This window comes from Acinetobacter sp. WCHA39 (genome assembly GCF_002165385.1).
Taxonomy (GTDB): domain Bacteria; phylum Pseudomonadota; class Gammaproteobacteria; order Pseudomonadales; family Moraxellaceae; genus Acinetobacter.
In genome coordinates this window covers 63673-89731 of record NZ_NHRP01000007.1, presented here as the reverse complement: position 1 = coordinate 89731, position 26059 = coordinate 63673, and the positions used below count along the sequence as shown (strand labels likewise).

The window sequence follows — 26059 nt, the reverse complement described above, 5'->3', positions numbered from 1 at the left end:
TGATTAATCTTTATACCAACCACGGTGATAGCCATTATCATGACGGTAATGATGACGAGATTTATAGTATCTACGATCATCATAAGAACGACGGTTGTCGTAACGGCGCTCATCGTAAGAACGACGGTTTTCGTAACGTTCATCGGCATCACGATCTTGACCTACTTTTTGACCTAATACCGCACCACCTGCAGAGCCAAGCGCAGCACCGATATAACCGCCACTCGTTCCACCGACATTACGTCCAACGGTGTAACCACCAACACCACCTAGTCCACCACCAATGGCGGCTTCAGTGCGATCACGTTTATTGCTTGATGCTGCTGCACCACCAGCACCACCAATTGCGGAACCAATCATAGCACCTGTATTACCGCCAAGTTGTTTACCAACTGCTGTACCAACAATACTACCAAGTGCTGAAGTTGCTGCAACACGTGCTGTATTATCTGCATGTGCAACAGTCATCATTGATGAGGTTGCTAAGATGACGCTACATAACCACATATTCGATTTCATGGTGAAACTCCTTATCCATTCTTTTGGACAGTATTCTTTTGCTTGAGACAAATGTAACAGGACTTTTAAGTGAAAATATGGAGCGCAATAGGATGATTGAGAGACTTTGGCGAGAGTTTTGTATATGTTCTATTACAAATGAACAGATTGTGAATAAATTATAAAAAAAAAGAATGAGTATGCTGTAAGCAACGATGCCTAGCTGAATCGAGTACAATAGACTGAGTTTGAGATGAGGATGTAGTTATGCTGTTGGAAAAAATTTTGCAATCGCAAGGCTTTGGTTCAAGAAAGTATTGCCAACAGATAATTAAAAATGGTTCTGTGCAGATTGAAGGACAAGTTTGTGAAAACCCTAAACAGAATATAAATACGGACCAGCTTTGTTTTCAAGTATTTGGCGAAGAATACCAATATCGAGAACATCTCTACATTGTTTTAAATAAACCGAAGGGCTATGAATGTTCACATCAGGCAACGCATCATAAAAGTGTATTTAGCCTACTGCCTGAAATTTTGATTCATCGGGGTATTCAATGCGTGGGAAGACTAGACCAAGATACCACAGGATTATTGTTATTGACTGATGATGGTCAATATTTACAAGCCTTAACCAATCCGCGCAAGCATGTGCCAAAAGTTTATCATGTAACGACTGCCGATCCGATTTCAGCTGAGCAATTAATAGCTTTAGAACAGGGGGTTGAGCTAAGGAATGAAAAAGGTATTTATGCCGCAACCAATCTTCAACTATTTTCCACACATCAATTGACAATGACAATTCATCAAGGTGTTTACCATCAAGTTAAACGTATGCTTGCCGCAGTCGGAAATAAAGTTGAGCTTTTACACCGCCAGCAAATAGGATTACTTGAGCTTCCTGAATTACCAAAAGGTGAATGGATTTATCTTACATCTTCGCAAAAACAATTGAGTCAAAATATTGCTTTAGATATCGAGTAACTATTTTAAAAAACAGTGAAAGGTTTTGAATTCATCATCTTGAATAAATCCCATTTGTTCATAAAGACGGCGAGACTCATAATTATTTTTTTGTGTTTCGAGACTAATTCTTTGTGCATTTTCATGGCGAGCAAAAAGGATTGCGGTGTCAATTAATTGCTTAGCCGATCCTTGTTTTCGATAAGATGGGGTTACATAAACATCATCTAAAATATAATAGGTTTCACAAGAAACAGATGAAAAAGCAAGGTACAGTAAAACAAAGCCTGTGAGCACATCATCTTTAACGTGAATGAAAATGACACTATCTTTATTTTCGAAACGATGTTTTAGAAATTGATAGGATTGTTCAATATTGGATGATGTACCATAGAATTGACGGTATTCATCAAACAAGACAGCAAGTTGGTGAAGATCTTCTTTTGTTGCTCGTTTAACAATCATTCCTGTCTATCCTTGCATTTATAATTTTATTTGGACTATCAGAATAACGAAAAAATTTAAGCTTAAAAAATAAAAACTTGTTTATAAATGCAACATTGTTAAGTTTTGTCACTTTCACCTAACAGTGCATTCAATTCTTCAAATAGATCTTCATGATCGTCTTCAACATGCAAATCTATAGCAGTTGAAGGATCATTTATTGCTGCATTTTTAGATTTACGGAGCTTGAGTAACTGTTCCATATTAATGTTTTGATTTTCAATCGCAAAAGGAATTGATTTCGTCAATACAACTTGTTTAAAGAAAAGACGAACAGCTTGGGCAGGGGATATACCTAACTGCTTAAAAACGGCAAAAGCTTGTTTCTTTTCCTGTGAATCAAGGCGAACTTGATAAACTTCTGTTTTTCGCATACAGAATACGACCAAATATTTTTAATTATCGTCATGTATTCTAAACCATTGCAATGTAATTTCAATATTTCTGAAGTGAAAAAATAGCAATTTTGTCATTACGTTGTATTTACAATATCAATTCAAATTTAGAATTGAAATGCATTTCTTGATTTAAAACGGGATCGATAAAATAAATCTCTTTTGCTAACAACTGGAGCGGTTGTTCAAAGTCATCATCGGCTTTATGTGCGACAACTGGATAAAACGGATCATTTAAAATTGGAATGCCTAAGTAATTAAGGTGCACACGCAATTGATGTTGTTTACCCGTCTTGGGTTTAAGCTGATATTTTGCGTAATGTTGATTGTGTTCTAAAAGCGCTATCAAAGTTTCAGAATTCTGAGGTTTTTCAGAATTAATTTGCATCGTGTAAAACGGCTGACCTTTTTCTAAATGGAGCTGTAATATTTGTGGAAAATGTAATTCAGCTCGATAAGCTGCAATCGCGTGATAGATTTTTTGCACTTTTCGATCTGCAAAAAGTTGTTGGTATATTCCTCGAAGTTCTGGTTTTTTACAGAATAAAACGATGCCCGCTGTTTCGCGATCCAGTCGATGAATCGGGGTTAGATCCTCATATCCAGTTTGCTTTTTTAAACGTACTAATAATGTTTCCTGAACATATTGCCCAGTTGGAGTCATCGTAAGAAAGTGGGGTTTATCAACCACGAGTAAATGTTCATTTTCGTATAAAATCTCATGCTGAAAAGGCACATGAATTTCATGCGCCAGAAAACGATAATAAAAAATATGGGTATTAGGCGTATAGTGGCTTTCTATGTTTAAGATGTCACCATCAGCCGCATAAATTAACTGATCAGCAAAGCGCTGCTGCCATTCACTGGCTTGAATATGCGAGAAGTGTTGGCAAAGATATTCAAAAATGGTAGGTGCCGAAATATTTTGAGGTAAAAAGACTTTACTGGCACTGACACCATTGATCACTGGAGGGATAAAATTTTCAACCGTATTCATATTATTTTGAGTGATGCTGAAGAATGAAAATTTGGGACATATCCATGGTCAAACATTTTTACAAAAGTTTGAGGTGTTAACACAGTAACTATAAGATTTTGAGGTAATTCAATTTTCTTTTGATAGCCATCAAAAGACCAAATCAAATAACAGTTTTCTTTATAAACTACAATCGCTTCAGAAGCATATTCAAAAAAAGTTCCAATAGGCAGTTCTGAAAGATTTGCTTGAAATGTATGCTGCATTTTTTCAGCATTAATTCGATCTTGGTGGATATGTTTATCCATTTCTTTTGCTGAAATTGATATACCTGCGTTGTTGATATTTAACCAGATTTTTTTAAACTCTTGATAACGTTTTCTTTGGCATTCGCCACAGGGACGATGTCCTGCAGATAAAGCTGTGGCTTCATCTAAAAAAAATAATTCTGAATAAGAGTCACCAAAAACTTCTCTTTTAATATTACCGAATGTTGTTAAACAATGAATCCATGACTGTGTTGCCCATTGTTTAATAATCTGTTTGTTCGAGTTATGGAGACGACCGCCACGATTTCCCATCAGCATCGCTTTTTTAGAAGGATGCTGATGCAATTTTCCCCAAGGGTTTACTCTATTTTGTAAGGTCATATTTAAATTCTTGAACGTTTTAAAAAGAAGCAATTCATTTCGGTGCATTAGGCTTTAACGCAGGGCGATGTTATCATAGCGGGTATCCCAATTTTATTCTATTTACCATGTCATATTCAGTGAAATTTACTTTAAATCATGAACAAGACACTCAAAAATTTGCGCAAGTGCTCTCACAACAAGTGCATTCAGGCGTTATATATTTGATTGGTGATTTAGGGGCTGGAAAAACGACATTTACGCGTTACTTTATCCAGAATCTTGGGCATCAAGGTTCAGTAAAAAGCCCAACTTATACCTTGGTTGAGCCATATACCATTCAAGGCAAAGAAATTTTCCATTTTGATTTGTATCGTTTAGATGATCCCTATGAATTAGAACTGATGGGAATTCGTGATTATTTAGAAACCCCAGATGCTTTATTCTTATTTGAATGGCCGTCAAAAGGTGGAGACGAAATACCAAAAGCTGATGTAGTGATTGATATTCAAAAATCGGATGATGAATTGACTCGGTTTGTCACGCTAACCAGTGAATCCGAATCTTTATCTCAAACTTTGCAGGAACAATTGAATGGCGCATGATTCAACTCGTCGTATTCATACTCTTGATGCTGCCTTAGCCAACCAGATTGCTGCGGGTGAGGTGATTGAACGTCCATCATCAGTTGTTAAAGAATTATTAGAAAATGCAATCGATGCTGGCGCAACCGAACTTATTATTCGGGTAGCACAAGGTGGTTCGACCCTGATTGAAATCATTGATAATGGCCATGGAATTCATCCTGAAGATTTACCATTAGCGGTGATGCGGCATGCGACAAGTAAAATTAAAACATCGGAAGACTTGCATGCAATTGTTAGTTTAGGCTTTCGTGGAGAAGCATTAGCTTCGATTGCTGCAGTATCACGTTTGACCTTGACCAGTAGCCAAGATGAACAAGGCGTGGGTTATCAGGTTGAAGTGAATGGAACAGCATTTGATCATCAACAAATACAGGCTGTTGCAGCACAAAAAGGTACACATATTCGTGTACAAGATTTATTTTTCAATGTGCCAGCGCGCCGAAAGTTTTTAAAAAAACCAAGTACAGAATTTGGGCATATCGAAGAAATAGTCCGCCGTTTGGCTTTGACTCATTTTGAAATTCGTTTTGTACTCGAACATAACGATAATATTCGTTTAAATTTGCCGATTGCTGATAGTGGTGAATTACGTTATCAGCGTGTCCAGCAGTTATTAGGTCAACAGTTTATTCAAAATGCATACTGGATCGATGCTGAAAGTATCAATATGCGTTTGTCAGGCTGGTTAGGGCATCCTTCCGACGCACGAGCACAGGCTGACATGCAATATGTGTATGTGAATGGTCGTATTGTCAAAGACAAAACCATTTCGCATGCGTTACGTATGGCCTATGAAGGAATTTTGCATGGTCATCAACATTCCTCTTATTTATTGTTTTTAGAAGTTGATCCTGAAAATATTGATGTGAATGTACATCCAACCAAACATGAAATTCGTTTTTTGAACCAGCGTGAAGTACATGAGTTTGTACGGCATTATGCCAAAGCAACCTTGTCTCAATTTCAAACCGCAACTGCTGATTTAGCACAAGCGATGAAAACAGATGAAGCTGAGGCAGAAAATTTTAATTATCAGCCTCAGCCAAAATACCAAGAACAATTCAATTTACATCGAGCAGTAGCTGAGCCTGAACGACAACCCAATCAGCAGGTTGTTGTTGCGACAGATTTACTCACTGAGTTTAATCAAAGCCGCCCACAGGCAGTACAGTACAATTCAACACCTCAAGAACCACGTTATAATGGCTCTGCACAGTTAAATAATGCACTCAAAAGCTATTTAGCGCCTTTACGTGAAGAAACAGAAGATGGAAATGATCCTGGCCCATCACGTGTAGATGAGTTTCCTTTGGGAATAGCAATCGCACAACTGCATGGCATCTATATTTTAGCGCAAAATACTGAAGGCCTGATCATTGTGGATATGCATGCGGCACATGAACGTATCTTGTTGCAGCAGATGAAGTCGGCATGGGATAAACCTGAATTTTGGACTTCGCAACAACTGCTGATTCCTAAAGTTGTTTCCATTACTCGTATGCAAGCGACTCGCGTTGAAGATTTACAGCCACAATTAGAACGTTTGGGGTTGGAAATTGATCAATACGGCGATGATCAAGTGATTGTGCGTGGTGTGCCTGCTATTTTGCATAAAGCTGACTTTAGTAATTTAATTCCAGAATTATTAAATGATCTTGACCCGAATGATGAAGCCAGAGGCCTATTACAAAAACGTGATGAGCTTCTTGCTGGTATGGCGTGTCATGGGGCTGTAAGAGCACATCGACAACTCAGTCTTTCTGAAATGAATGCTTTATTACGCCAAATGGAACAAACTGAATTTGCCAGTCAATGTAATCATGGGCGTCCAACTTGGCGCGCATTTCCATTACATCAATTAGATAAATTATTTGCTCGAGGAGAGTAGTTTTACATGTCAAATCAATTGCCCGTCATCAATTTAATGGGGCCTACCGCAAGTGGTAAAACAGCATTGGCATGCGAACTCTATGAACGCGGTAATTTCGAATTGATTTCTGTGGATTCAGCTTTAGTTTATAAAGATATGGATATTGGGACTGCTAAACCCACAAAAGAAGAGCAACAACAATACCCGCATCACTTAATCGATATTATTACGCCATTGGATGTATACTCAGCAGCCCAGTTTGTTGAAGATGTTTGCCCATTAATTGATGACATGCATTCGCGTGGCAAAACACCAATTTTAGTGGGCGGCACAATGCTATATTTTAAATCGCTACTTGAAGGATTAGCTGATAATCTACCGAATGCGGATCAAAGTATTCGTGATGCAATTCTCGCTAAAGCTGATCTTGAAGGCTGGCAGTCTGTTTATGATGAATTGGTTTCTGTTGATCCAATTGCTGGACAAAAGTTCAAAGTTTCAGATAAACAAAGAATTATTAGGGCATTAGAAGTTTACCGAATTACAGGTGAACCAATAACAAAACTACAGGCAGAGCAGCCTAAAAATCAACCCTATCGTTACAAATTTCATAATTACGCATTGATGCCAGATCGGGTAGAATTACATCAACGTATTGAGCAACGTTTAAGCAAAATGTGGAGTATTGGATTTTTAAATGAAGTAGAGGAATTAATTAGAAAATACGATTTAAGTGATAATTTACCATCCATGCGGTCTGTGGGTTATCGTCAAGCTTTAGATTTTTTATTAAAAAGTGATATAAGTCTCAAAAATAAAGTAGAAATGGAGAATAAAGCATTATTTGCGACACGGCAACTTGCCAAACGTCAATACACTTGGTTACGTTCTTTGCAAGAAATACACGATTTTAAAACTTACGTGACGATAAAGCAGGCGAAAGAAGACTTGCGAAACTTCTTTGGATAAAGCAAAATTCGCAGGCTGTCTTTTTATAATTTTTAGTTGAAAAATAAAGATAGTTTTTTTGCGCTGATTTAAAAATTTTTTGGAGTTACAAATGTCTAAAGGTCAAACTTTACAAGATCCGTTCTTAAATTCTCTCCGTAAAGAACGTATTCCAGTTTCTATTTTCCTCGTGAACGGTATTAAATTACAGGGGCATATTGAGTCTTTTGATCAATATGTAGTTTTATTAAAAAACACTGTAAGTCAAATGGTTTATAAACACGCGATTTCTACAGTTGTACCTGCGCGTAACCCACGTCCAGCTGGCGCACAAGGTGCTACTGGTGGTTTCCCTGCACAAGGTGCTACTGGTGGTTTCGGTGGTCAAGGTTCTACTGGCGGCTTTGGTGGTCAAGGTGGCTTTGGTGGTCAAGGTGGTGGCTTCGGTGGTCAAGGTGGCTTCGGTGGTCAAGGTGGCTTCGGTGGTCAAGGTGGCTTCGGTGGTCAAGGTGGCTTCGGTCATCAAGGTGGCTTCGATAGCGAAACTAAATTTGAAGATGGTCAAGAAGACGAAAATAATCGTTAATTGATCTATGATCTTTTAAAAAAGCCAGTCTAATAATAGACTGGCTTTTTTTGTGTTTTTACATAGCTAGAAAAACTATGGAAATGATTGTTGCAGCTGCGTGCTGTAGTGTATTGGTCTCGATTCTTTTAAAATATTTAAAAGCAAAAGGTTTTGATATTTTTCAAATCATCGCGTGGAATTATTTGAGCGCAAGCCTTTTATGCTTTTATTGGTTTAAAACCGATATTACTCATATTTCTCTCAATAATACGCCTTGGTGGTTAATTCTTGTTTTAGGTCTATTATTACCAAGTATATTTTTATGCTTAGCCAAGTCGCTACAATTCGCTGGTATCTTAAAAACGGAAATTGCTCAGCGGCTTGCAGTCATACTGTCGTTATTAGCTGCCTATTTTATTTTTGGTGAGCAATTTAGCCAATTGAAATTAATTGGGGTTGTTTTCGGAGTTATGGCAATTTTAGCGATCATTATAGGACAAGCTACAGAGCAGGCAAGTAAAGGCATGAGCTTAAAATCAGCCTTATTTTTGTTTAGTGTTTGGGCGGGTTATGCAGCTATTGATGTATTACTAAAATATAGCAGTAGTTTAGGCTTACAGTTTGCGGTCACGCTAAATTTAACTTTTATTACAGCCTTTATTTTATCTATCATTTATATCGCCATTACCCAACCGAACTGGCAACCTAAAAACATTTTTATGGGATTATGTTTGGGGGTACTGAACTTTGCCAATATTGCTTTGTATGTTAAAGCACATATGATTTTCAAAGAAACGCCTGCGATTGTCTTTGCTGGAATGAATATACTAGTGGTTATTCTAGGTGTACTAAGTGGAGTGATTTTATTCAAAGAGCGCTTAAAAACTTATACCTGGATTGGATTAATCAGTGGTATTGTTTCAGTCATGTTATTGGCTAAAGCAATGATGAATTAAAACTGTGGGAGTGGATTGAGTCACTCCCATTGGATGAATGATTGTTATAAACGTGTAAAAACAACCTCATCAAATAGTCGTGATTTAGGTAATTTTGCATTAAAGTCATTTTCGCTACGATAGCCGAGTGAAACAATAACAGATGCTTTTAAGCCTTGTATTCGGCAGAAATATCAGTACGTGTGCAAAATACTAAGGTGTGGGAAGAGTTTAGAACTTTAGCCGCGTTATAGATGTAATTGCCTGTCTGTGCTGATGCGATACGTTGTTTGGCCTCATCTGTTTCAGCAATTAAAAATGCCAAGGTTGAATATTTACTGAAGAAGGGCTGAAGCGTAAAATTTAGAGTAGTTTTTCAAACTGTTCTTTTGGAATTTTTTTACTCGCATCGTGTATTTTGGTGGTGTAACGTGTTTTTGCGGTGTCTAGGGAATCCATCTATTATCAACCAAATAAAAAATCAGTTTATTTTACTGGATCTAGCAGGTAGGAAAAGTGTCTAAATGTGATTTTGGTATCGATAAAAGTCGAATGGAATAAAGATCAATAGGTCCACTTTTTAAAATCCAAGCTGCTATTTTCTTGTTCGTTAATTTCTAAAATCCAAGCGGAGTCTTCTCGCCAATCACCTAAAACAATACGTTGTTTATTCAACACTTGATGAATTTCAGGGCGATGGGTATGGCCATGAATTAAATAATCGACTTCAGTAATGACATTTTCAACTGCTTTTGCATTTACATCCATGATGTCATAGCTTTTTAGTTGTTTGGTTTCACTACTCTTTTTACGGAAGCCATTGGCGAGCTTTTGTCTAAAGCTGAGAGGGGTACGTTTTATTAGCCCCAATAAGATGGGATTGCGAATCACTTTGCGAAAACGCTGATAGGCAACATCATCAGTGCAGAGCGCATCGCCATGCTCCAGTCGGAACGTATGTCGCTGAATATTTAAGGTATAAACGTTAGGTAATAAAATCCCATTAAATTGCTTTAAGAATTTTTGACCTAAGGCAAAATCACGATTCCCCACTTGGAAATAAACTTGGTTATTCGCTGCGGTGAATTTTTGCAAAGCGCTGACAATTTCATCTAACCACGGGGCGGTGTAATCATCCCCAATCCAAGCATTAAACCAATCACCCAAAATATAGAGGTGTGTGTTTTTATCCTGATATTGTTTCAATAAAGCCAAAAACCCTCGAACGAGTCGAGGGTGATCAGGTGACAAGTGTAGATCTGAAATAAACAGGTAGGTCACACTTTTTTCCTTTTAATCTCCCTAAATCCCTCTTTAAAAAGAGGGACTTTCCTCCCTTTATAAAGGGAGGTTGGCAGGGGTTATTACTCAGCAATAATTTTAGCTGATTCAATCACAACGTTCTCTAAAGGAACATCTGCATGGTAACCACGGTTACCAGTACGCACACCTTTAATTGCAGCTACAACATCCATACCTTCTACAACTTTACCAAATACCGCATAACCCCAGCCTTGTGCAGTTGGCGCTGTGTGGTTTAAGAAAGAGTTATTTTTTACGTTGATAAAGAATTGAGCAGATGCAGAATGAGGGGCTTGTGTACGTGCCATAGCAATTGTGCCTTCATCGTTGCTTAAGCCGTTGTCAGCTTCATTTTCGATTGAGTCACGTGTTGCTTTTTCTTTGAAGTTTTCGTCCATGCCACCACCTTGGATCATAAAACCATCAATCACACGGTGGAAAATTACGCCGTCATAGAAACCGTCGCGTACATATTCTAAGAAATTTGCAACCGTTTTTGGTGCTTTTTCAGCGTTAAGCTCAAGAACAATACGACCTTTATTGGTATTTAATTCGACTTGAGGAAAACTCATTACATTAATCTCCTAAACATGGGTTTGTGACCATGGGTTTTTGGTTGAGAGAAGCATAAGCAAACTGTAAACTACAAGGCAAGTAAAAAACGTTAAAATCTTTCATAAATAGTAAAGATTGCGTTTTTATTTCCCATTTTTAACTGTAAGAAGTGATTTACACCCTATGAAGCCAAATGATGTTGTTTCAGAACTGCCAAAGACCCCGACGCCGAATACTCATGCCTCTGTCGATGCCGCGCAGCAAGAACAACAGGCAGGCTTGGACTTTGTACGTCAGGTGATTACCGATGATTTAAAAGAAGGTCGTACCCAAAAAGTTGTAACTCGTTTCCCGCCTGAGCCAAATGGTTATCTGCATATTGGTCATGTCAAAGCAATTTGTTTGAACTTTGGTATTGCCGAAGAATTTGATGGTCTATGTAATTTACGTTTTGACGATACAAACCCAGATGCCGAAGAACAAGAATATGTTGATGGTATTGCCAATGATGTGAAGTGGTTAGGTTTTAACTGGAATGGTGAGCCTCGCTATGCTTCTGGTTATTTCGATCAACTTTACATGTGGGCTGTTCAATTAATTGAACAGGGGGATGCCTATGTGGACTTGCAAACACCTGAAGAAATCAAGTTGAATCGCGGTAGCTTTGTGGAGCCAGGTAAAAACTCACCATACCGTAATGCGACTGTGGAAGAAAATCTGGCGCGTTTTGAGCAAATGCGTAATGGTGAGTTGGGCGAGGGCAAAGCGGTTTTACGTGCCAAAATTGATATGGCAAGCCCGAATGTACATATGCGTGACCCGATTCTCTACCGCGTATTGCATTCAGAACATCACCAGACAGGTGATAAGTGGAAAATGTATCCAATGTATGACTATGCTCATCCATTGTCAGATGCAATTGAAGGGATTACTCATTCACTCTGTACTTTAGAGTTCCAAGATCACCGTCCATTCTATGACTGGGTGGTAGAAAAAGTGCATTCGCAAGCAGTTCCACGTCAGTATGAATCATCCCGTTTAAATATTGATTATACGATTACTTCTAAACGTAAACTGCGTAAATTGGTTGAAGGCAATCATGTCAATGGGTGGGATGATCCGCGTATGCCAACCGTGGTGGGGATGCGTCGTCGTGGTTTTACCCCAGAGGGCTTGCGTGATTTCTGTAAGCGTGTCGGTGTGTCAAAAACTGATGGTATCGTGGATGTGGCAATGCTGGAGTTCTGTATCCGTCAATCTTTGGAAAATGCCGCAGCGCGTGGAATGGCTGTACTGAATCCATTAAAAGTCACATTGACTAATTTACCTGAAGAATTAGATTTAACTCATTCACGTCATCCAAATGTTGATATGGGCGAACGTATCATTCCTTTAACACGTGAAATCTATATTGATCGTAAAGACTTTGAAGAGGTTGCACCAAAAGGATTTAAACGTTTGATTCCAGAAGGCGAAGTGCGTTTACGCCATGCTTATGTGATCAAGTGTGATGAAGTAATCAAGGATGCCAATGGTGAAGTAATTGAGCTTAAATGTTCAATTGATCCTGAAACGTTAGGCAAAAACCCTGAAGGTCGTAAAGTCAAAGGGGTTATTCATTGGGTCTCTGCAACGAAAGGTATACCTGCTGAAATTCGTATTTACGATCGTTTATTTACCGAAGCTGCGCCAGATGCAGATGATGATTTCTTGGCAAATCTAAATCCTGAATCATTAAAAGTCGTTCAAGCGGTGATTGAGCCTGCTTTGGCACAAGCGCAACCTGAAGATCGTTTCCAGTTTGAACGTGAGGGTTACTTTGTTGCAGATCAACATGATCATTATGCTGATAAACCTGTATTCAACCGCATTCTTGATCTTAAAGATAGCTTTAAAGTAGAGAAGAAATAACCTTTAGGCGAATTTGAACTCTTTTTAGCTCGAAGAATTTAGTTTAGACATGGAAAAGCCCAATTTTAAATTGGGTTTTTCTATTATATTATGGATTTATGTGGTAGAAATAAATAATCATTGAAATAAGTAAAACCGTCGAAATGAATAAATAAGTATTGATTGAGTGAAAACTTTTTATTAACTTGATCATATATTTATTCCAACTAAAAGAGTGTAAATGAATAATGTTATTTTATTGCTTTTTTAGAAAATAGCTTGCGAGTACTGTCGTTACTTATTGGTCTTAATGTTTGTTTCTGTAATAAAATTTTAATAAGTGTAATATTCTATTTTTCAAATAATTAATTTAAGTTAGGCAAATAGTATGTCTAAATTTATCATAAACATACTGTTTTCGAGTCATGAATTCAATCATCAAGTTTTTCTAAAAAAAATTCAATAATTGCCCTGCATTTACTTTCTAATTGTTCAGCATAATCTAAATTAGCTTGTCGTAACTGAGGAATTGATAAGCCTGCATGCCGTATTTCACACGTATGGCCAATGAGCCATTTCTCAAAACTGTGTTGGTTTATCTCAAGATGAAATTGTAAAGCTAGAATATTATTTCCCACGGCGAATGCCTGATTTGGATAAATTTCTGAGCTAGCGAGTAAAGTTGCTTGTGATGGTAAATCGAAAGTATCACCATGCCAGTGTAAGACATGAATATTTTCTAATCCTGATAATGGGTTTTGATCAAGATTTTTTATTTCTAATGGGCTCCAACCAATTTCTTTTTGATGACCTGCGTAGACTTTTGCACCTAATGCATGTGCGATCAATTGTGCGCCTAAACAAATACCAATAGTTGGTTTATTCGCATTCAAGCGTTGCTTAAGGCCTTCAATTTCTTCTATAAGAAAAGGGTAGTCTTCAGTTTCATAAACACCAATTGGTCCACCAAGGATAATGGTAAGACCTTCATAATTTAAAGCGGGTTTAAGATCATCCACACCCGCTTCAAAATAACGAACACGGAAACCGAGTTGATAAAAAATATCTTCTAATGAACCTAAATCTTCAAATGCAAGATGTTGAATTGCATAAACTGTTTTAGGCAAAGAAATTGAAGTATCCATAATCTGTGTAATCACTATAAATAGAGCTTAGTTAAGGCATTTTTTGTTCAAGCCAAGAAAATAAATCCTCATAGACTTTCTTTCGCACAGGCGGTGCAGATAAGACTAAATCATGTAAGCCATTTTTGATTGCTAAGGTTTGTACATCACCTTTCATTTTCTTTGCATTGTGTGTCATATCTTTGACATCTAAAATCACATCACTTTGCTGTGCATCAACACCCCATTTTTTGGGATATTTGGATTGGTGTGAATGCATAATCAAGGTTGGAATATTTAAACTAATACCGCGATGGATTTCTTTTTGTGCTTTGTGGATCGCATTTACAAAACATAAATGAACAAAAGGGAGTGATTTGGGCTTCCAATTTAAGTTGAAATCCCATTCACCATAGAAATCTTTATGTAGGCTTGGTGTATACCATTGATTTAAGCCACTTGGGAATTTAGCATTTGGTAAACGTTCGCCAACCTCGCTTAATAAGGGAATACCAACTTTTTTCTCTATTACACTTTTATAAAAATCATAAAAAGGACTGTTGGTCCATAGTGCTTTAATCAGGCGATGATCTGGGTAATGTGCGGCGTATAGCGTTGTAATTAAGCCGCCCGTTGAATGCCCAGCAAGTAAAACTTGATTGTGATTTTCTTGGCCAATAATTTCGAGTGCTTTAGTGATTTCAGCATCATATTCACGTAAGTCGAGTAGATAATAAAACTTCTGATGCGGTAATTTTGAGCGACCATATTTTCTGAGATCGAGAGCATAAAAATCATAACCATGCTGGTTAAATTGTTCTGCCATTTCTGTTTGGAAAAAATAGTCACAAAAACCATGAATATATAGAACTGCTTTCTTGGTGGCTTGAGCTGATTTCTTGCGAACTAATGTTGCAACGACTTTCCCATCATAATCATCAGCAAAATTTAAAGTGAGTTGCTGATAATCTTCTCCCAATATATCTGTTCGATATTTATATGAATTTGAAATGTTCATTTTTATATCTAATCTGAATTAATTAAGAAACACATTAAATGAAAATGTTTGGATGTCAATGTAAAAGTGAGATACAAACAGTTCTCAAAATCAGTTTGAGTTTTTACTTTTACAAAAAAATCGTTAAGCTATGTGCTGTTGTTTTTGACTGAAGAAATTATGAAACAAGAGACTGCACTGAAGTTACTTAAAGCTGGGGAAAATGTTTTTTTAACAGGTTCCGCGGGTGCAGGAAAAACCTATACGCTAAATCAATATATTCACTATCTTAAAGCGCGAAAAGTCCCCGTTGCGATTACGGCTTCTACAGGGATCGCGGCTACGCATATGAATGGAATGACCATTCATACGTGGGCAGGGATTGGAATTAAAGATCGTTTGAGTGATGATGATCTTAAGCGTATGAAAGAGCGTAAATATCTAAAAGAGCATTTAGAAAATGCCCAAGTCTTGATTATTGATGAAATTTCAATGCTGCATGCCAAACAGCTTAATTTAGTCAATCAGGTGCTTAAATACTTCAAAGAAAGTGATGAAGCTTTTGGTGGAATTCAAGTCATTGTTGCAGGTGACTTTTTCCAGTTACCACCAGTAGGTAAGAAAGATGAAAGTAATCGAGATAAATTTTGCTTCATGTCTGAAGCGTGGGTTGAAGCAAAATTTCGGGTTTGCTATTTGACTGAGCAACACCGTCAGGATGATGAAATTTTAAATCAGATATTAAATGCGATTCGAGCACAGAGCATTCAGCAGAATCATATTTTCGCATTACAACAATCGCGTCAGCACGATATTGGCGAAACCTTTACCCGTTTATACACACATAATATGGATGTGGATAACATCAATTATCAGCATCTGAACGAAATTGAGAATGAAAGTCATCAATTTAATGCTATTTTAGATGGTAATGAAAAATTAATCGAAACACTGAAGTCCTCGGTACGCGCACCTGAAGAATTGACCCTTAAAAAGCATGCCAAAGTGATGTTTGTCAAAAATAACTTTGATATGGGCTATATCAATGGCAGTTTAGGTGAAGTGATTGGTTTTGAGGAAGATGATAAACAAGGGATTTTACCAAAAGTCAAATTGACAGATGGAACGACATTACTTGTTGAGCCAGAAACATGGTCAATTGAAAATGAAGCAGGCAAGGTGATTGCAAGTTATCAGCAAATTCCTTTACGTTTGGCGTGGGCGATTACCATTCATAAAAGTCAGGGTATGACTTTAGAAGCAGCAGAAATTAATTTAACGCATACTTTTGAAAAAGGTCAGGGTTATGTCGCTTTGTCTCGGTTAAAGTCACTGACTGGACTGAAATTGCTTGGGTTTAATGAACAAGCATTAGAGTTGGATAGTTTAGCAATTAAAGCAGACCGCCGTTTTCAGGAATTATCGACTGAAGCAGAAGTGAATTTTGAAAATATTGATCTAACGCCACAGCATAATGCCTTTATTCGTCATTGTGGTGGTACGTTGAATACAACTGAAATTGCACGTAATGAGAAAAAACTTTCAAAAGGCGAAAAACAAAATTATGCAGCAGCGACCTTAGATGAGACGCGTGCTTTATTTGAAGATGGTTATGAAATTGAAGATATTGCCCATGAGCGAGGGCTAACGCCTGCAACGATTATTAACCATCTTGCGCGATTGCATAAAGAGCAAGGATTAGATATTTCCATTGCTAACCCTGGTGATGAAGTCGTTGAAGAAGTTCGTAAGATTTATAAACGGTTACACAAACGTAAAAATCCTGAGCATTTTACCGATGATGGTTCAATTAAGTTACGTCCAATTGTGGAAGCTACAAGTCCGCGCATGGCTTATGATCAAGTACGTTTAGCGTTACTGTTTATCGAATAAGGGATTTAAATGCCTCATCTAATTGCAAATTATTCAGCAAATTTAACTAATCTTGATCAGCAAAAACTTCTTAAGCTAGTCAATACAGTATTGGTTGAGACTGGATTATTTAGAGCCCATGATATTAAGTCGCGCATTTTTAAAGATGAGGTTTTTTTAATTGGGTTGGAGGATCATCAAGAAGCTTATGTTCATCTAAAACTTTATATTTTGAGTGGACGAACCCAAGTTCAGAAGCAAGCAGCAGGTGAGGCATTACTCCGATTGTTACAACAAAAAGGTTATCTAAAAAATGAGGCTGAATATTCAATTCAATTATGTGTTGAAGTGATTGATATGCCAAAAGAGAATTATTTTAAGGCGATGATTTAATTTGATTTGAAAATCCGCAATTCTGATCAAGTTTACAGGATATGAATCTGGCAAATTAGCTTTCATCAAATGAATTGAGTTAAATGTATGTCGCTATATGATCAGAAGTTGCAACGTGTATGTGAGTACATCCAGCAACATCTAGATGATGAGCTAGATTTGAATATGTTGAGTCAAGTTGCATCACTATCTAAATTTCATTTTCATCGCATTTTTGTAGCGAATACAGGTGTGAATCTGATGAAGTTTATTCAGTTGTGTCGTTTAAAACGAGCATCATTTCAACTTGCATTTTCTACTGACACTAAAATTATTGATATTGCTTTACAGTCTGGTTTTGATAGCCCTGAAGCATTTAGCCGCGCATTTAAACGTTCATTTGATCAAACCCCAAGTGCTTTTAGAGAACAGCCGCATTGGTCGTCTTGGCATGAAAAGTTTGTTTTTTCTTTACCTCCGAGAGAAATCATGATGAACGTTAATATTGTAGAAAGAGCAGAAGAGAAAATCGCATTTATTTCTCATCATGGCGCACCAGAACGTGTATTTGAAACGGCAGCACAATTTATTCAGTGGCGCAAAGAAACGGGATTATCTCCTATAGCAAAAAGCCGCACCTACGGTATTCCATTTTCTGACCCTGAACAGACTTTAAGTGATGAATTCCGTTTTGACATTGCTGGAACAATCACGGCGGATATACCTGAAAATACATACGGTGTAAGCACAGGTACACTTCCCAAAGGTAACTATGCCGTGATTCGGCATTTGGGCAGTCACGATCATATTAAAGACAGTGTTTACTATCTATATCGGGACTGGTTGCCACAATCAGCACGTGAAGTAGGGGATTTTCCCGTCTTTTTTCACTACCACAACTTTGTTCATGATGTAGATGAATGTGATTTGATCACAGACATTTATTTATTACTGAAATAGCTTTCAAGCTCTGCTAATTAAGCAGAGCTGAATTATAAAATTTCAATGTCTAAATATTGCTGAATTAAATTATCATCGAGCATATGAATATAATCTAAAAAAGCAACATTAAAGCTTCCAACTGTTTGAGCATTGTCATATGCCAGTTTGCCTGCAATAGCAAAATGAATATGTGCAGCAAGCGCCGCAATGGTTGAATTTGTTACTGCATGATAAGCGGCGGTTAATGCACCTAGAGCGCATCCTGTTGCAGTAATTTTAGGCTGTAAATGGCAACCACCATTTACTTTGATTACGATATCCAATTGTTTGGAAATGATATAGTCAGATTCACCAGAAATCGCAACACACTCAGTATGCTGTAACAAGCTTTTTGCTTGAGCATAAACATCATGGCTATTTAATGTGCTATCAACGCCTTTAGATTGAACTTGACTGCCCGCTAAAGTGCTGATTTCAGAGGCATTGCCGCGGATAATGGTAGGTTGAAACTTGAGTAATTGATCAACAGTTTCACTACGCCATTTCAGGATTGATCCATAGCCAACAGGATCGAGTACCCATGGTCTTTGTTGCTGTTGTGCTGTCTCAGCAGAAATGAGCATCGCTTGAGTTTGTTCAGTCGTCGGTGTACCAATATTGATGCTTAAAGCTGCACAAATGTTTGTAAAATCTGCTGCTTCAAATGGATTGTCGATCATTGCGGGCGATGCACCAGCTGCAAGTAAGATATTTGCGACGTAATTATTGGCGACACTATTGGTAATACATTGTACCAATGGGGCTTGTTGCTGAAGAGCTTGCCAAGCTTCAATCACTTGTTCAATTAGTTGTTGTTTTTGTGACATTCATCACCCCTTAAAAATTTACAAAAATAATAGTTTAACGCGTAAAGTAGTGGTCTTGATGCTTACATCGACGACAAATCAATGATACATAGTCTGTAGCATCATAATCGACTACAAGATCATTTGAACCGCAATACATGCAACGCTTTACTGCATAAAAATTTAAACGAGGTTCAATCTTGCGCCAAGATTTCCAGACAGGTTGAATAAAAACACTTTCGTCATAACCCAAGAATTTAAATAATAATACTTCGCTCATTTTACTAAATGGAATGGTGTATGGGCGAGGTAATGTCGTGGTTTCCCAACGTTCAGCCACAGCGCGTTCACGATATTGTGCTAATGTCTTTTTGAGTAAGTTGGTATTAATAAATTTATCGTTTCTTGGCTGCAATGCGTTTTGCTTATAGAGATACTCTAACGCAGTTTGAATTAAGTAAAAAATTTGACCCACTGCGAGTCCTTCCATCAAGCGATAGCAAAAGGCCTGAAAGGAGCGATTGCCTGCAATTTGAATTCCCCAAGTTCTACAATAAAACTGCATGAACTGGACGATTTCTTGATAAAGAATCAAATACAAAGCATCTTTAACTTCATCTGTTGTTTTGAAGGGAATACCTAAACTTAGATTCTCATAAAACCAATGGCGCAATTGTTGGGTTACACTAAATAGACTCGGATCAGAATAACCATCAAGCCGAAGATTAAGATAAAAATGTTCTGGTTCTAGGCTCGAATCTTGTGATTTAAAGATGCCTAATTTGAGTAACTCTTGAACGAGTTGATTTTGAAATAAATAATTGGGGGTGAAATCATGATATTTAATGTTCTTCCAGTGGATGAATTCATCATGCTGTACATCTTCACGAGCATAACTGTCCAATAAACTTAGTAAAAATAATTTATGCATAAAGCTGAGTTGATTCAGGCTATAAATCACTTCATCTTTGACTTTGTATTTACGTTGTTCTTGTAAAATGGTTTGTTGAGTTTGTTTTTTGCGCTGAGCTGTGCATTGAGCACAATGGCAATTCAGCTTGCTGTCACTTTTAAATACACGATGTTGGCAATGACTACATTCATGAAATTGGAATTCTTGTGAGTATTGCTCAGCTTCAATCCAGAACATGGATGCTTGGCACAATGGGCAATGGCTACTTTCATCTAACTGCTTTTGCAGAATCTGTAAATCCATTGACAATAAACCTATATAACCACGAAATGAAAGGATTATACATTGCTCGTGCTCGGAGTGAGAAAAAGATTATTTGCACTGAAAAAGTGGTTTTGTATTGAGATTTAATCCACTGAATTTTATATAAAAGCTAAGCAGGTGGCTTATCCATTTTTTAAAATATGGTAAATTTCTGTCCCAATTAAAAGATCTTATTAAGTTTGTTTTAGAAGTAGGAAGAGATAAGGATGAATAATCAATATTGTTGAAATGCTCTATTGCATTAATTGCTTGTTTTACAAGTATTCTCTCAGATGTAAGTACAATTGAAAGCTATTGGCGCAGTATTGATGATCGGACAGGCGAACAACTGACTATTATTGAAATCAAGAAAGCAGCGGATAACACTTATCGCGGAAAAATCGTTTATATCTATCCGAATGCGCAAGGGGCGATCGTAACACATTGTGTTAACTGTCCACCGCCGTATACAGGAAAGCCACGTTTAGGTTTAGAAGTTTTAACTGGTTTGGTTGAAGACCCTAATAAAGCAAATAGTTTTATTAATGGATTCATCTTAGAGAGCAAAACTGGAAAAGTGTACAAAGGCAAAGCTCAGTTAAGTGCTGATGGTAAGCATTTAAATATGCGCAGTTATGTTGGAATTTCAGCTTTGGGTAGAAATACGGTTTGGATATGCACAGATAGTGCGAACCCGTAATCATTTCTTTTTTAATAGATGAATTGCTTAAAATTTATTGTGATTTTAAACAATTAAATATCCACTCGTCTTGTTGACTGTCTAAGAACATTGGAATAAAAATGTATATCAGATGGATCTATTTTGCACTTAGGGAGAGCATATTATGCAAAAACATTCACTCATGAAAGGAATCGTGGGAATTTCATTTGCCCTATTCGCAACTGCTAATTTCGCGATGACACCTGAAGGTTTTTGGAAAAGTATTGATGACCGTACGGGCGAACAGCTTTCAATCGTAGAAATTAAAAAGAAACCTGATAATACTTATACAGGAACAATTGTATATCGTTACCCTGTTCCAGGTGGTAGTGTATTAACCAATTGTGTGAAATGCCCTGAGCCTTTCAAAAACAAACCTATTTTAGGACTTCAGATCGCATCAGGTTTGCGAGAAGACCCTAAAAATCCAAACCATTTTATAGACGGAAAAATACTCGAACCTAAAACGGGCAATTTTTATAAAGGCAAAGCTCAGTTAAGTGCTGATGGTAAACGTTTACGCATGCGCGGATATATGGGGATCTCTGCTTTAGGTCGTACCCAAGTTTGGATTAGGACTGACAGTGCCAATCCATAACCCTGTTGAACAAATAAATTTGGTTCAATATCTGGGTTTATATCTAAATGAATTCATGTCTAATCGTCTTTTAGTCATTTTATGAATTCATCTATGTAGATCAGTTTCAATGCTTTGATATTGAATCAGAGAGGTTTTTTATGCTATATCCTAAGAGATCGTGCATAAAAAATATTTTTCTTATTCAAAACGTTGAGGCTTCTATGTATAAAAATTCATTAAAGAAATGCCTAATCGGAATGGCATTGGCTATTACAAGTATTAGTAGTTATGCAAGTTCAATCGAGGGTTACTGGAAAAGTATAGATGATCGTACGGGTGAGCAGCTTTCAATTGTCGAAATTAGAAAAGGCAGTGACGGTTATTATCATGGCAAAATTGTCTATCGTTACCCCAATGCACACGGTATTAAGTTAGCCAATTGTGTTAAATGCCCTGAGCCATATACCAATCATCCAATCCTTGGCTTAGAAATCTTATCAAAGCTCAAAGATAATCCTGAAAATCCAGATGCGTATATTGATGGTAGAATAATGGAACCAACCAGTGGCCGGGTCTACAAAGGCAAGGCACTTGTAACGAGTGATGGTAAGCGTTTACGTATGCGTGGCTATATGGGGATCTCGGCTTTAGGGCGGACTGTGGTTTGGCTAAGGACGGATCATGCCAATCCTTAAAAATCTTGTAAGTTGATAGAAATGTGAAGAATCTATTTTGTATTTAAAAAATAATGTTATTGATTACATGAATTATATCAGTTAGATAAGTTTTTTAAAGCAAAAGAACGCACCAGAAGAGTGAAAGTTCTAGTGAAGTGTGATAAGTTTAAATAATTAAACCTATAAAGATGAATGGGCTAGTTTTTAAAAGACGGGGTTAGTATGCTAAATCAAATGTTTATGAAAGGAATCATGGGAGTTTCTATTGCTTTTTTAAGCATGACTGCTTTTTCAGCTTCGATCGAAGGTTATTGGAAAAGTATTGAAGAACGTACAGGTGAGCAACTTTCGATTGTTGAAATCCGTAAAGGATCAGATGGTCGCTTTCATGGGAAAATTGTTTATCGTTATCCTAATGCTCGTGGTTTTTCCCTTGCGAACTGTACCAAGTGCCCAGCTCCTAATACAAATAAACCCATTCTGGGTTTGGAGATTTTATCTGGATTTAGGGAAGATCCAAATAAACCTGACTCATATATAGATGGTCGTGTGTTGGAACCGACTTCGGGTCGCATCTACAAAGGCAAGGGTGTTGTAACTGGCGAAGGAAAGCGTCTTCGTATGCGTGGTTATATGGGAGTGTCTGCACTGGGCCGCACCGTGGTCTGGATTCGTACAGATAGTGCAAATCCTTAATTAGTGTAATAAAAAACCTCGAAAATATTTCGAGGTTTTTTATTAAATGTAAAAGTTAAACAGGGCATGGTAAGTTTTCGTCCTCCTGACCGATTTTTTTGGCGTTGATAAGTGCTTGGACTTTTTTACTTGGTAATTTTTCTTTTCCAAGTTCATCATAGGTATTCACGATATTCGTTACTTCTAAGCTGCTGAGTTCGATTCCTTCTGCTGTTAAAAAAACGGAAATGACATGATGATCCACACCTGCTTTTGCAAGATCATGGATCGCTTTAATATTTTCTAAACGATATAAGTGTGCTTTTAATTCCATCGTCTTAACCCTCGCTTGTTTGATTGTATTACCTACATTGGCATATAAACTTAAGCAATAACCGTGCACAAAATGTAAAGCACATAAAAAAAATGTAGTTCAAACCTTGGAATTTGGTTATTTTTGTAGCTTTTATTTAAAATTAGAAATAACTGTTGTTATTCTTTCTAAACAGAATTCCATTTTAATCGATTAATTTGAAAATTACTGAACTAAACCCCAATAAAAATACTTGAAACTAAGATATGGGCTTAAAGACAGCTTTTGTAAGTTGGCGTATGATCGACTAATCAAGAAGTCTTGATAACAAGACCATCCGACATGATGAACGATAAGGAATACTGATGAATATTGCGGCACAGCCTCCTGTACAAGCAGATCAAACGATTTATTTAAAAGATTATCAAAAGCCATCATTCTTGGTTGAATCAATTAATTTAAATATTCAAGTTTATGATGATCATACGATTGTCGATTCTACACTGGTTATGCAACGTCAGACTGCAGGCGAATTGGTTCTGTTAGGTCGTGATCTTGAATTAAAATCGGTTCAATTGAATGGGCAAACCCTTAGCGCTGAACAATATCATTTGGATACTGAACAATTGGTGATCACTGATGCACCAGATGAGGTCATTGTTCAAACTCAGGTGATTATCCATCCTGAATCCAATACGCAACTTGAAGGCTTATATAAAGCAGGTGATTTGTTCGTTACCCAAAATGAACCAGAAGGTTTCCGTAAAATTACATTCTATCCAGATCGTCCAGATGTGCTTGCTGAGTTTACGACACGGGTAGAAGCAGATAAGAAATATCCAGTATTACTTGCAAATGGTAACTTGTTGGAAACGGGTGAAGCTGGGGAAGGTCGTCATTTTGCAATTTGGCAAGATCCAACCAAAAAGCCAAGCTATTTATTTGCCTGTGTGATTGGTGATTTGGCGGTACTGAAAGATCGTTATACCACGTCTGAGGGGCGTGACGTTGCCCTGGAAATTTATGCGATTGAGAAAGATATTCCAAAATGCCATATCGCGATGGAAGCATTAAAGCATTCGATGCGTTGGGACGAAGAACACTATGGTCGTCCGTATGATCTCGATAACTACATGATTGTCGCGGTCAGTCAGTTCAACATGGGTGCAATGGAAAATAAAGGTTTAAATATCTTCAATACCTCTTGTGTGCTTGCCGATGAGGAATACACCACTGATGCTGCGATCATGCGAGTTCAGTCAGTCATTGCACATGAATATTTCCATAACTGGACAGGCAACCGAATTACCTGTCGTGACTGGTTCCAGTTGTGTTTAAAAGAAGGCTTAACGGTTTTTCGGGATCAGTCTTTCTCTGAGGATTTACAATCAGCAGCTGTACAACGAATTGATGATGTAGCGGTATTGAAATCGCATCAGTTCCCAGAAGATGCTGGTCCATTGTCGCATCCACCACGCCCAGATCATTTTGTTGAAATCAATAATTTCTATACTGCAACGGTTTATGAAAAAGGTGCGGAAATTAACCGCATGATGGCGACTTTATTAGGCAAACAGAAATACCGTCAGGGCACAGATGAATACTTTCGCCGCCATGATGGTCAGGCGGTGACGGTTGAAGACTGGGTTGCTGCATTAAGCGCAGGGTCAGGTGTTGATCTCTCTAACTTCCTCACATGGTATAACCAACCTGGTACGCCAAAGTTAGAAGCTCGAGGTGAATATGATGCGGTTGCACAGACTTATCGTTTAAGCTTCAAACAAAGCTTGAAAGCACATTCAAAATATCCAAACCTCAAAGCAGTGCCAATTCCTGTGGCTCTGGCATTATTTAATGCCAATACAGGTGAGCAATATACCTTGCACAGCACTGATCTGTTTGTGAATGAGGTCAAAGATGGCGTGTACTTATTTGATCAAGATGAAGCAACAATTGAATTTACAGGGGTGACTGAGCAACCTGTTGCCTCGTTATTACGTAATTTTTCTGCCCCTGTGAATTTAGTCTTTGATTATTCCAATGATGATCTTGCCTTCTTGATTCAGCATGAAACCAATGGCTTTAACCAATGGCAAGCGACACAAACTTTATTGGAACGTATTCTTTTAGAAGACCATAAGGTGGATACCTATATTCAGGCAATTAAAAATACCTTGCCTGACTTAGTAAATAAAGATCCGTTATTGGCATCACGTTTATTTGATGTACCAAGTGAAAACTATCTAGGCAGTCGTATTGATCAAGACTATGAGCCTGAATTGATTCGTGAGAAACGTGAAGCAGTGTTGGATCGGTTGGCTCGTGAGTTGGATTCATTCTGGAAAGACACCTATCTATCTTTAGACCCAGAGATGCAAAAAGAGTTTTCTTTGGCGATGGGTGTGCGGGCGCTTAAAAATATCATGCTAAATATGCTGGCACGTCAGGGCGATGAATCGGTATTTGATCTGGCTTATGCGCAGTATCAAAACACGGGCAATATGTCTGAACTTTTGGGGGCATTGCGTGTGCTGGTCTGGAATGATGCACCACAGGCTCAAGATGCTTTGGATGACTTCTATAATCGTTTTAAAGATGAAGCCTTGTCGCTGGATCAATGGTTTAGCATCCAAGCATCGAATCCATGTGCGACAGCGGAAACGATTGAGTATCTGACTAAGCACGCCGATTATGATTTGGGAACACCGAACCGTATCCGTGCAGTGAGTGGTGGACTAGCTGCAAATCCAGTCAATACGTGGAGCTTTGGTGTCGATCATTTCATTGTGCTTGCCGCTTATTTGGATGAGAAAAATCCAATTTTAGGTTCGCGTTTATTACAAGTATTGTCTCGTTGGTATACTTTAGCCGAACCACAACGTAGTCAGGTACAGCGGGCATTGAAAGCGTTGCAGCCTAAAGTGAAATCGAAAAATGTATCTGAAACCTTGAGCAGTATGCTAAACATTGAATAACACATTATTTTCGTCAGAAAGGATGCTGTCACAGCATCCTTTTTTATATGTTCTGGATTATCATTAGTTC

Annotated in this window: 27 protein-coding genes and 1 pseudogene; 15 read left to right on the top strand and 13 right to left on the bottom strand. The window is 37.7% G+C overall.

From position 1 onward, the window contains the following. Nucleotides 1–3 precede the first annotated feature (3 nt). On the bottom strand, nt 4–519 hold the full coding sequence (locus CDG56_RS05400) for a glycine zipper domain-containing protein (protein WP_087547177.1): 516 nt from the start codon (nt 517–519) through the stop codon (nt 4–6). A 246-nt stretch (nt 520–765) separates the two neighbouring features. Between CDG56_RS05400 and CDG56_RS05395 the strand changes: the two genes are divergently transcribed. Then, nucleotides 766–1482, top strand: coding sequence for a pseudouridine synthase (locus tag CDG56_RS05395; protein ID WP_087547176.1), 717 nt, complete (start codon nt 766–768; stop codon nt 1480–1482). On the opposite strand, the gene CDG56_RS05390 is transcribed toward CDG56_RS05395, so the two are convergent. From CDG56_RS05390 to CDG56_RS05375, 4 genes are all read right to left on the bottom strand, one after another. After that, nucleotides 1483–1926, bottom strand: coding sequence for a GNAT family N-acetyltransferase (locus CDG56_RS05390; protein WP_087536111.1), 444 nt, complete (start codon nt 1924–1926; stop codon nt 1483–1485). A 98-nt stretch (nt 1927–2024) separates the two neighbouring features. Then, on the bottom strand, nt 2025–2339 hold the full coding sequence (locus CDG56_RS05385) for a type II toxin-antitoxin system RelB/DinJ family antitoxin (protein ID WP_087544280.1): 315 nt from the start codon (nt 2337–2339) through the stop codon (nt 2025–2027). A gap of 109 nt (nt 2340–2448) precedes the next feature. After that, nucleotides 2449–3357 (bottom strand): pseudouridine synthase, encoded by a 909-nt coding sequence (locus tag CDG56_RS05380; RefSeq protein WP_087547175.1) that lies wholly within the window; start codon nt 3355–3357, stop codon nt 2449–2451. After that, nucleotides 3354–3986, bottom strand: coding sequence for a hypothetical protein (locus CDG56_RS05375; protein WP_087547174.1), 633 nt, complete (start codon nt 3984–3986; stop codon nt 3354–3356). Before CDG56_RS05375 ends, CDG56_RS05380 begins: the two co-directional genes overlap by 4 nt. 107 nt (nt 3987–4093) lie before the next feature. Here CDG56_RS05375 and tsaE point away from each other — a divergent pair, with 107 nt between their 5' ends. The 5 genes from tsaE (at nt 4094) to CDG56_RS05350 (ending at nt 8954) form a co-directional block, all read left to right on the top strand. After that, nucleotides 4094–4570 (top strand): tRNA (adenosine(37)-N6)-threonylcarbamoyltransferase complex ATPase subunit type 1 TsaE, encoded by a 477-nt coding sequence (tsaE, locus tag CDG56_RS05370; RefSeq protein ID WP_087547173.1) that lies wholly within the window; start codon nt 4094–4096, stop codon nt 4568–4570. Then, nucleotides 4560–6500, top strand: coding sequence for a DNA mismatch repair endonuclease MutL (mutL, locus tag CDG56_RS05365; RefSeq protein ID WP_087547172.1), 1941 nt, complete (start codon nt 4560–4562; stop codon nt 6498–6500). The genes tsaE and mutL overlap by 11 nt, the downstream gene beginning before the upstream one ends. A 6-nt stretch (nt 6501–6506) precedes the next feature. Next, on the top strand, nt 6507–7451 hold the full coding sequence (gene miaA / locus CDG56_RS05360) for a tRNA (adenosine(37)-N6)-dimethylallyltransferase MiaA (protein ID WP_087547171.1): 945 nt from the start codon (nt 6507–6509) through the stop codon (nt 7449–7451). A 91-nt stretch (nt 7452–7542) separates the two neighbouring features. Continuing rightward, nucleotides 7543–8016 (top strand): RNA chaperone Hfq, encoded by a 474-nt coding sequence (gene hfq / locus CDG56_RS05355; RefSeq protein WP_087547170.1) that lies wholly within the window; start codon nt 7543–7545, stop codon nt 8014–8016. 77 nt (nt 8017–8093) lie between these two features. Beyond that, entirely contained in the window at nt 8094–8954 is an 861-nt protein-coding gene (locus CDG56_RS05350; protein WP_087547169.1) for a DMT family transporter, read from the top strand. Between the two features lie 44 nt (nt 8955–8998). On the opposite strand, the pseudogene CDG56_RS05345 reads toward CDG56_RS05350, so the two are convergent. From CDG56_RS05345 to CDG56_RS05335, 3 genes and pseudogenes are all read right to left on the bottom strand, one after another. Further along, a pseudogene (locus CDG56_RS05345) lies at nt 8999–9392 on the bottom strand (nitroreductase family protein). 105 nt (nt 9393–9497) lie between these two features. Beyond that, nucleotides 9498–10214 carry a UDP-2,3-diacylglucosamine diphosphatase gene (locus CDG56_RS05340; RefSeq protein WP_087547168.1) on the bottom strand — a complete coding sequence of 239 codons (717 nt, stop codon included), beginning with the start codon at nt 10212–10214 and terminating at the stop codon, nt 9498–9500. A gap of 83 nt (nt 10215–10297) precedes the next feature. After that, the gene (locus tag CDG56_RS05335) at nt 10298–10807 is read right to left on the bottom strand and encodes a peptidylprolyl isomerase (protein WP_087547167.1); all 510 of its coding nucleotides are present in this window, start codon (nt 10805–10807) and stop codon (nt 10298–10300) included. 166 nt (nt 10808–10973) lie between these two features. Here CDG56_RS05335 and CDG56_RS05330 point away from each other — a divergent pair, with 166 nt between their 5' ends. Continuing rightward, nucleotides 10974–12701 carry a glutamine--tRNA ligase/YqeY domain fusion protein gene (locus CDG56_RS05330; protein ID WP_087547166.1) on the top strand — a complete coding sequence of 576 codons (1728 nt, stop codon included), beginning with the start codon at nt 10974–10976 and terminating at the stop codon, nt 12699–12701. Between the two features lie 410 nt (nt 12702–13111). Here CDG56_RS05330 and CDG56_RS05325 read toward each other — a convergent pair whose 3' ends face one another. Together CDG56_RS05325 and CDG56_RS05320 are read right to left on the bottom strand one after the other, a co-directional pair. Continuing rightward, nucleotides 13112–13825 carry a glutamine amidotransferase gene (locus CDG56_RS05325; protein ID WP_087547165.1) on the bottom strand — a complete coding sequence of 238 codons (714 nt, stop codon included), beginning with the start codon at nt 13823–13825 and terminating at the stop codon, nt 13112–13114. Nucleotides 13826–13856: 31 nt separating this feature from the next. Continuing rightward, nucleotides 13857–14822 carry an alpha/beta hydrolase gene (locus tag CDG56_RS05320; protein ID WP_087547164.1) on the bottom strand — a complete coding sequence of 322 codons (966 nt, stop codon included), beginning with the start codon at nt 14820–14822 and terminating at the stop codon, nt 13857–13859. A gap of 159 nt (nt 14823–14981) precedes the next feature. Between CDG56_RS05320 and CDG56_RS05315 the strand changes: the two genes are divergently transcribed. From CDG56_RS05315 to CDG56_RS05305, 3 genes are all read left to right on the top strand, one after another. Next, a complete protein-coding gene (locus CDG56_RS05315; RefSeq protein ID WP_087547193.1) occupies nt 14982–16694 on the top strand; it encodes an AAA family ATPase in 1713 nt (570 codons plus the stop codon). 9 nt (nt 16695–16703) lie between these two features. Next, nucleotides 16704–17066 carry a 5-carboxymethyl-2-hydroxymuconate Delta-isomerase gene (locus CDG56_RS05310; RefSeq protein WP_087547163.1) on the top strand — a complete coding sequence of 121 codons (363 nt, stop codon included), beginning with the start codon at nt 16704–16706 and terminating at the stop codon, nt 17064–17066. 87 nt (nt 17067–17153) lie between these two features. Beyond that, complete coding sequence (locus CDG56_RS05305) at nt 17154–18005, top strand: AraC family transcriptional regulator (protein WP_087547162.1); 852 nt, start codon at nt 17154–17156, stop codon at nt 18003–18005. A 32-nt stretch (nt 18006–18037) separates the two neighbouring features. Here CDG56_RS05305 and thiM read toward each other — a convergent pair whose 3' ends face one another. Both thiM and CDG56_RS05295 read right to left on the bottom strand, forming a co-directional pair. Further along, on the bottom strand, nt 18038–18853 hold the full coding sequence (gene thiM / locus CDG56_RS05300) for a hydroxyethylthiazole kinase (protein WP_087547161.1): 816 nt from the start codon (nt 18851–18853) through the stop codon (nt 18038–18040). A 34-nt stretch (nt 18854–18887) separates the two neighbouring features. Beyond that, nucleotides 18888–20048 carry a hypothetical protein gene (locus CDG56_RS05295; protein ID WP_087547160.1) on the bottom strand — a complete coding sequence of 387 codons (1161 nt, stop codon included), beginning with the start codon at nt 20046–20048 and terminating at the stop codon, nt 18888–18890. Between the two features lie 238 nt (nt 20049–20286). Here CDG56_RS05295 and CDG56_RS05290 point away from each other — a divergent pair, with 238 nt between their 5' ends. From CDG56_RS05290 to CDG56_RS05275, 4 genes are all read left to right on the top strand, one after another. Continuing rightward, nucleotides 20287–20748, top strand: a complete 462-nt coding sequence (locus CDG56_RS05290; RefSeq protein ID WP_087547159.1) for a DUF2147 domain-containing protein — start codon at nt 20287–20289, stop codon at nt 20746–20748. 145 nt (nt 20749–20893) lie between these two features. Next, complete coding sequence (locus CDG56_RS05285) at nt 20894–21367, top strand: DUF2147 domain-containing protein (RefSeq protein WP_087544310.1); 474 nt, start codon at nt 20894–20896, stop codon at nt 21365–21367. A 239-nt stretch (nt 21368–21606) separates the two neighbouring features. Then, nucleotides 21607–22044, top strand: a complete 438-nt coding sequence (locus tag CDG56_RS05280; protein ID WP_413772781.1) for a DUF2147 domain-containing protein — start codon at nt 21607–21609, stop codon at nt 22042–22044. Nucleotides 22045–22248: 204 nt separating this feature from the next. Then, nucleotides 22249–22722, top strand: coding sequence for a DUF2147 domain-containing protein (locus CDG56_RS05275; RefSeq protein ID WP_087547157.1), 474 nt, complete (start codon nt 22249–22251; stop codon nt 22720–22722). A 55-nt stretch (nt 22723–22777) separates the two neighbouring features. Here CDG56_RS05275 and CDG56_RS05270 read toward each other — a convergent pair whose 3' ends face one another. Next, nucleotides 22778–23035, bottom strand: a complete 258-nt coding sequence (locus CDG56_RS05270) for a hypothetical protein (protein ID WP_004661424.1) — start codon at nt 23033–23035, stop codon at nt 22778–22780. Nucleotides 23036–23379: 344 nt separating this feature from the next. Here CDG56_RS05270 and pepN point away from each other — a divergent pair, with 344 nt between their 5' ends. Next, entirely contained in the window at nt 23380–25989 is a 2610-nt protein-coding gene (gene pepN, locus CDG56_RS05265) for an aminopeptidase N (RefSeq protein ID WP_087547156.1), read from the top strand. The last annotated feature ends 70 nt before the right edge of the window (nt 25990–26059 follow it).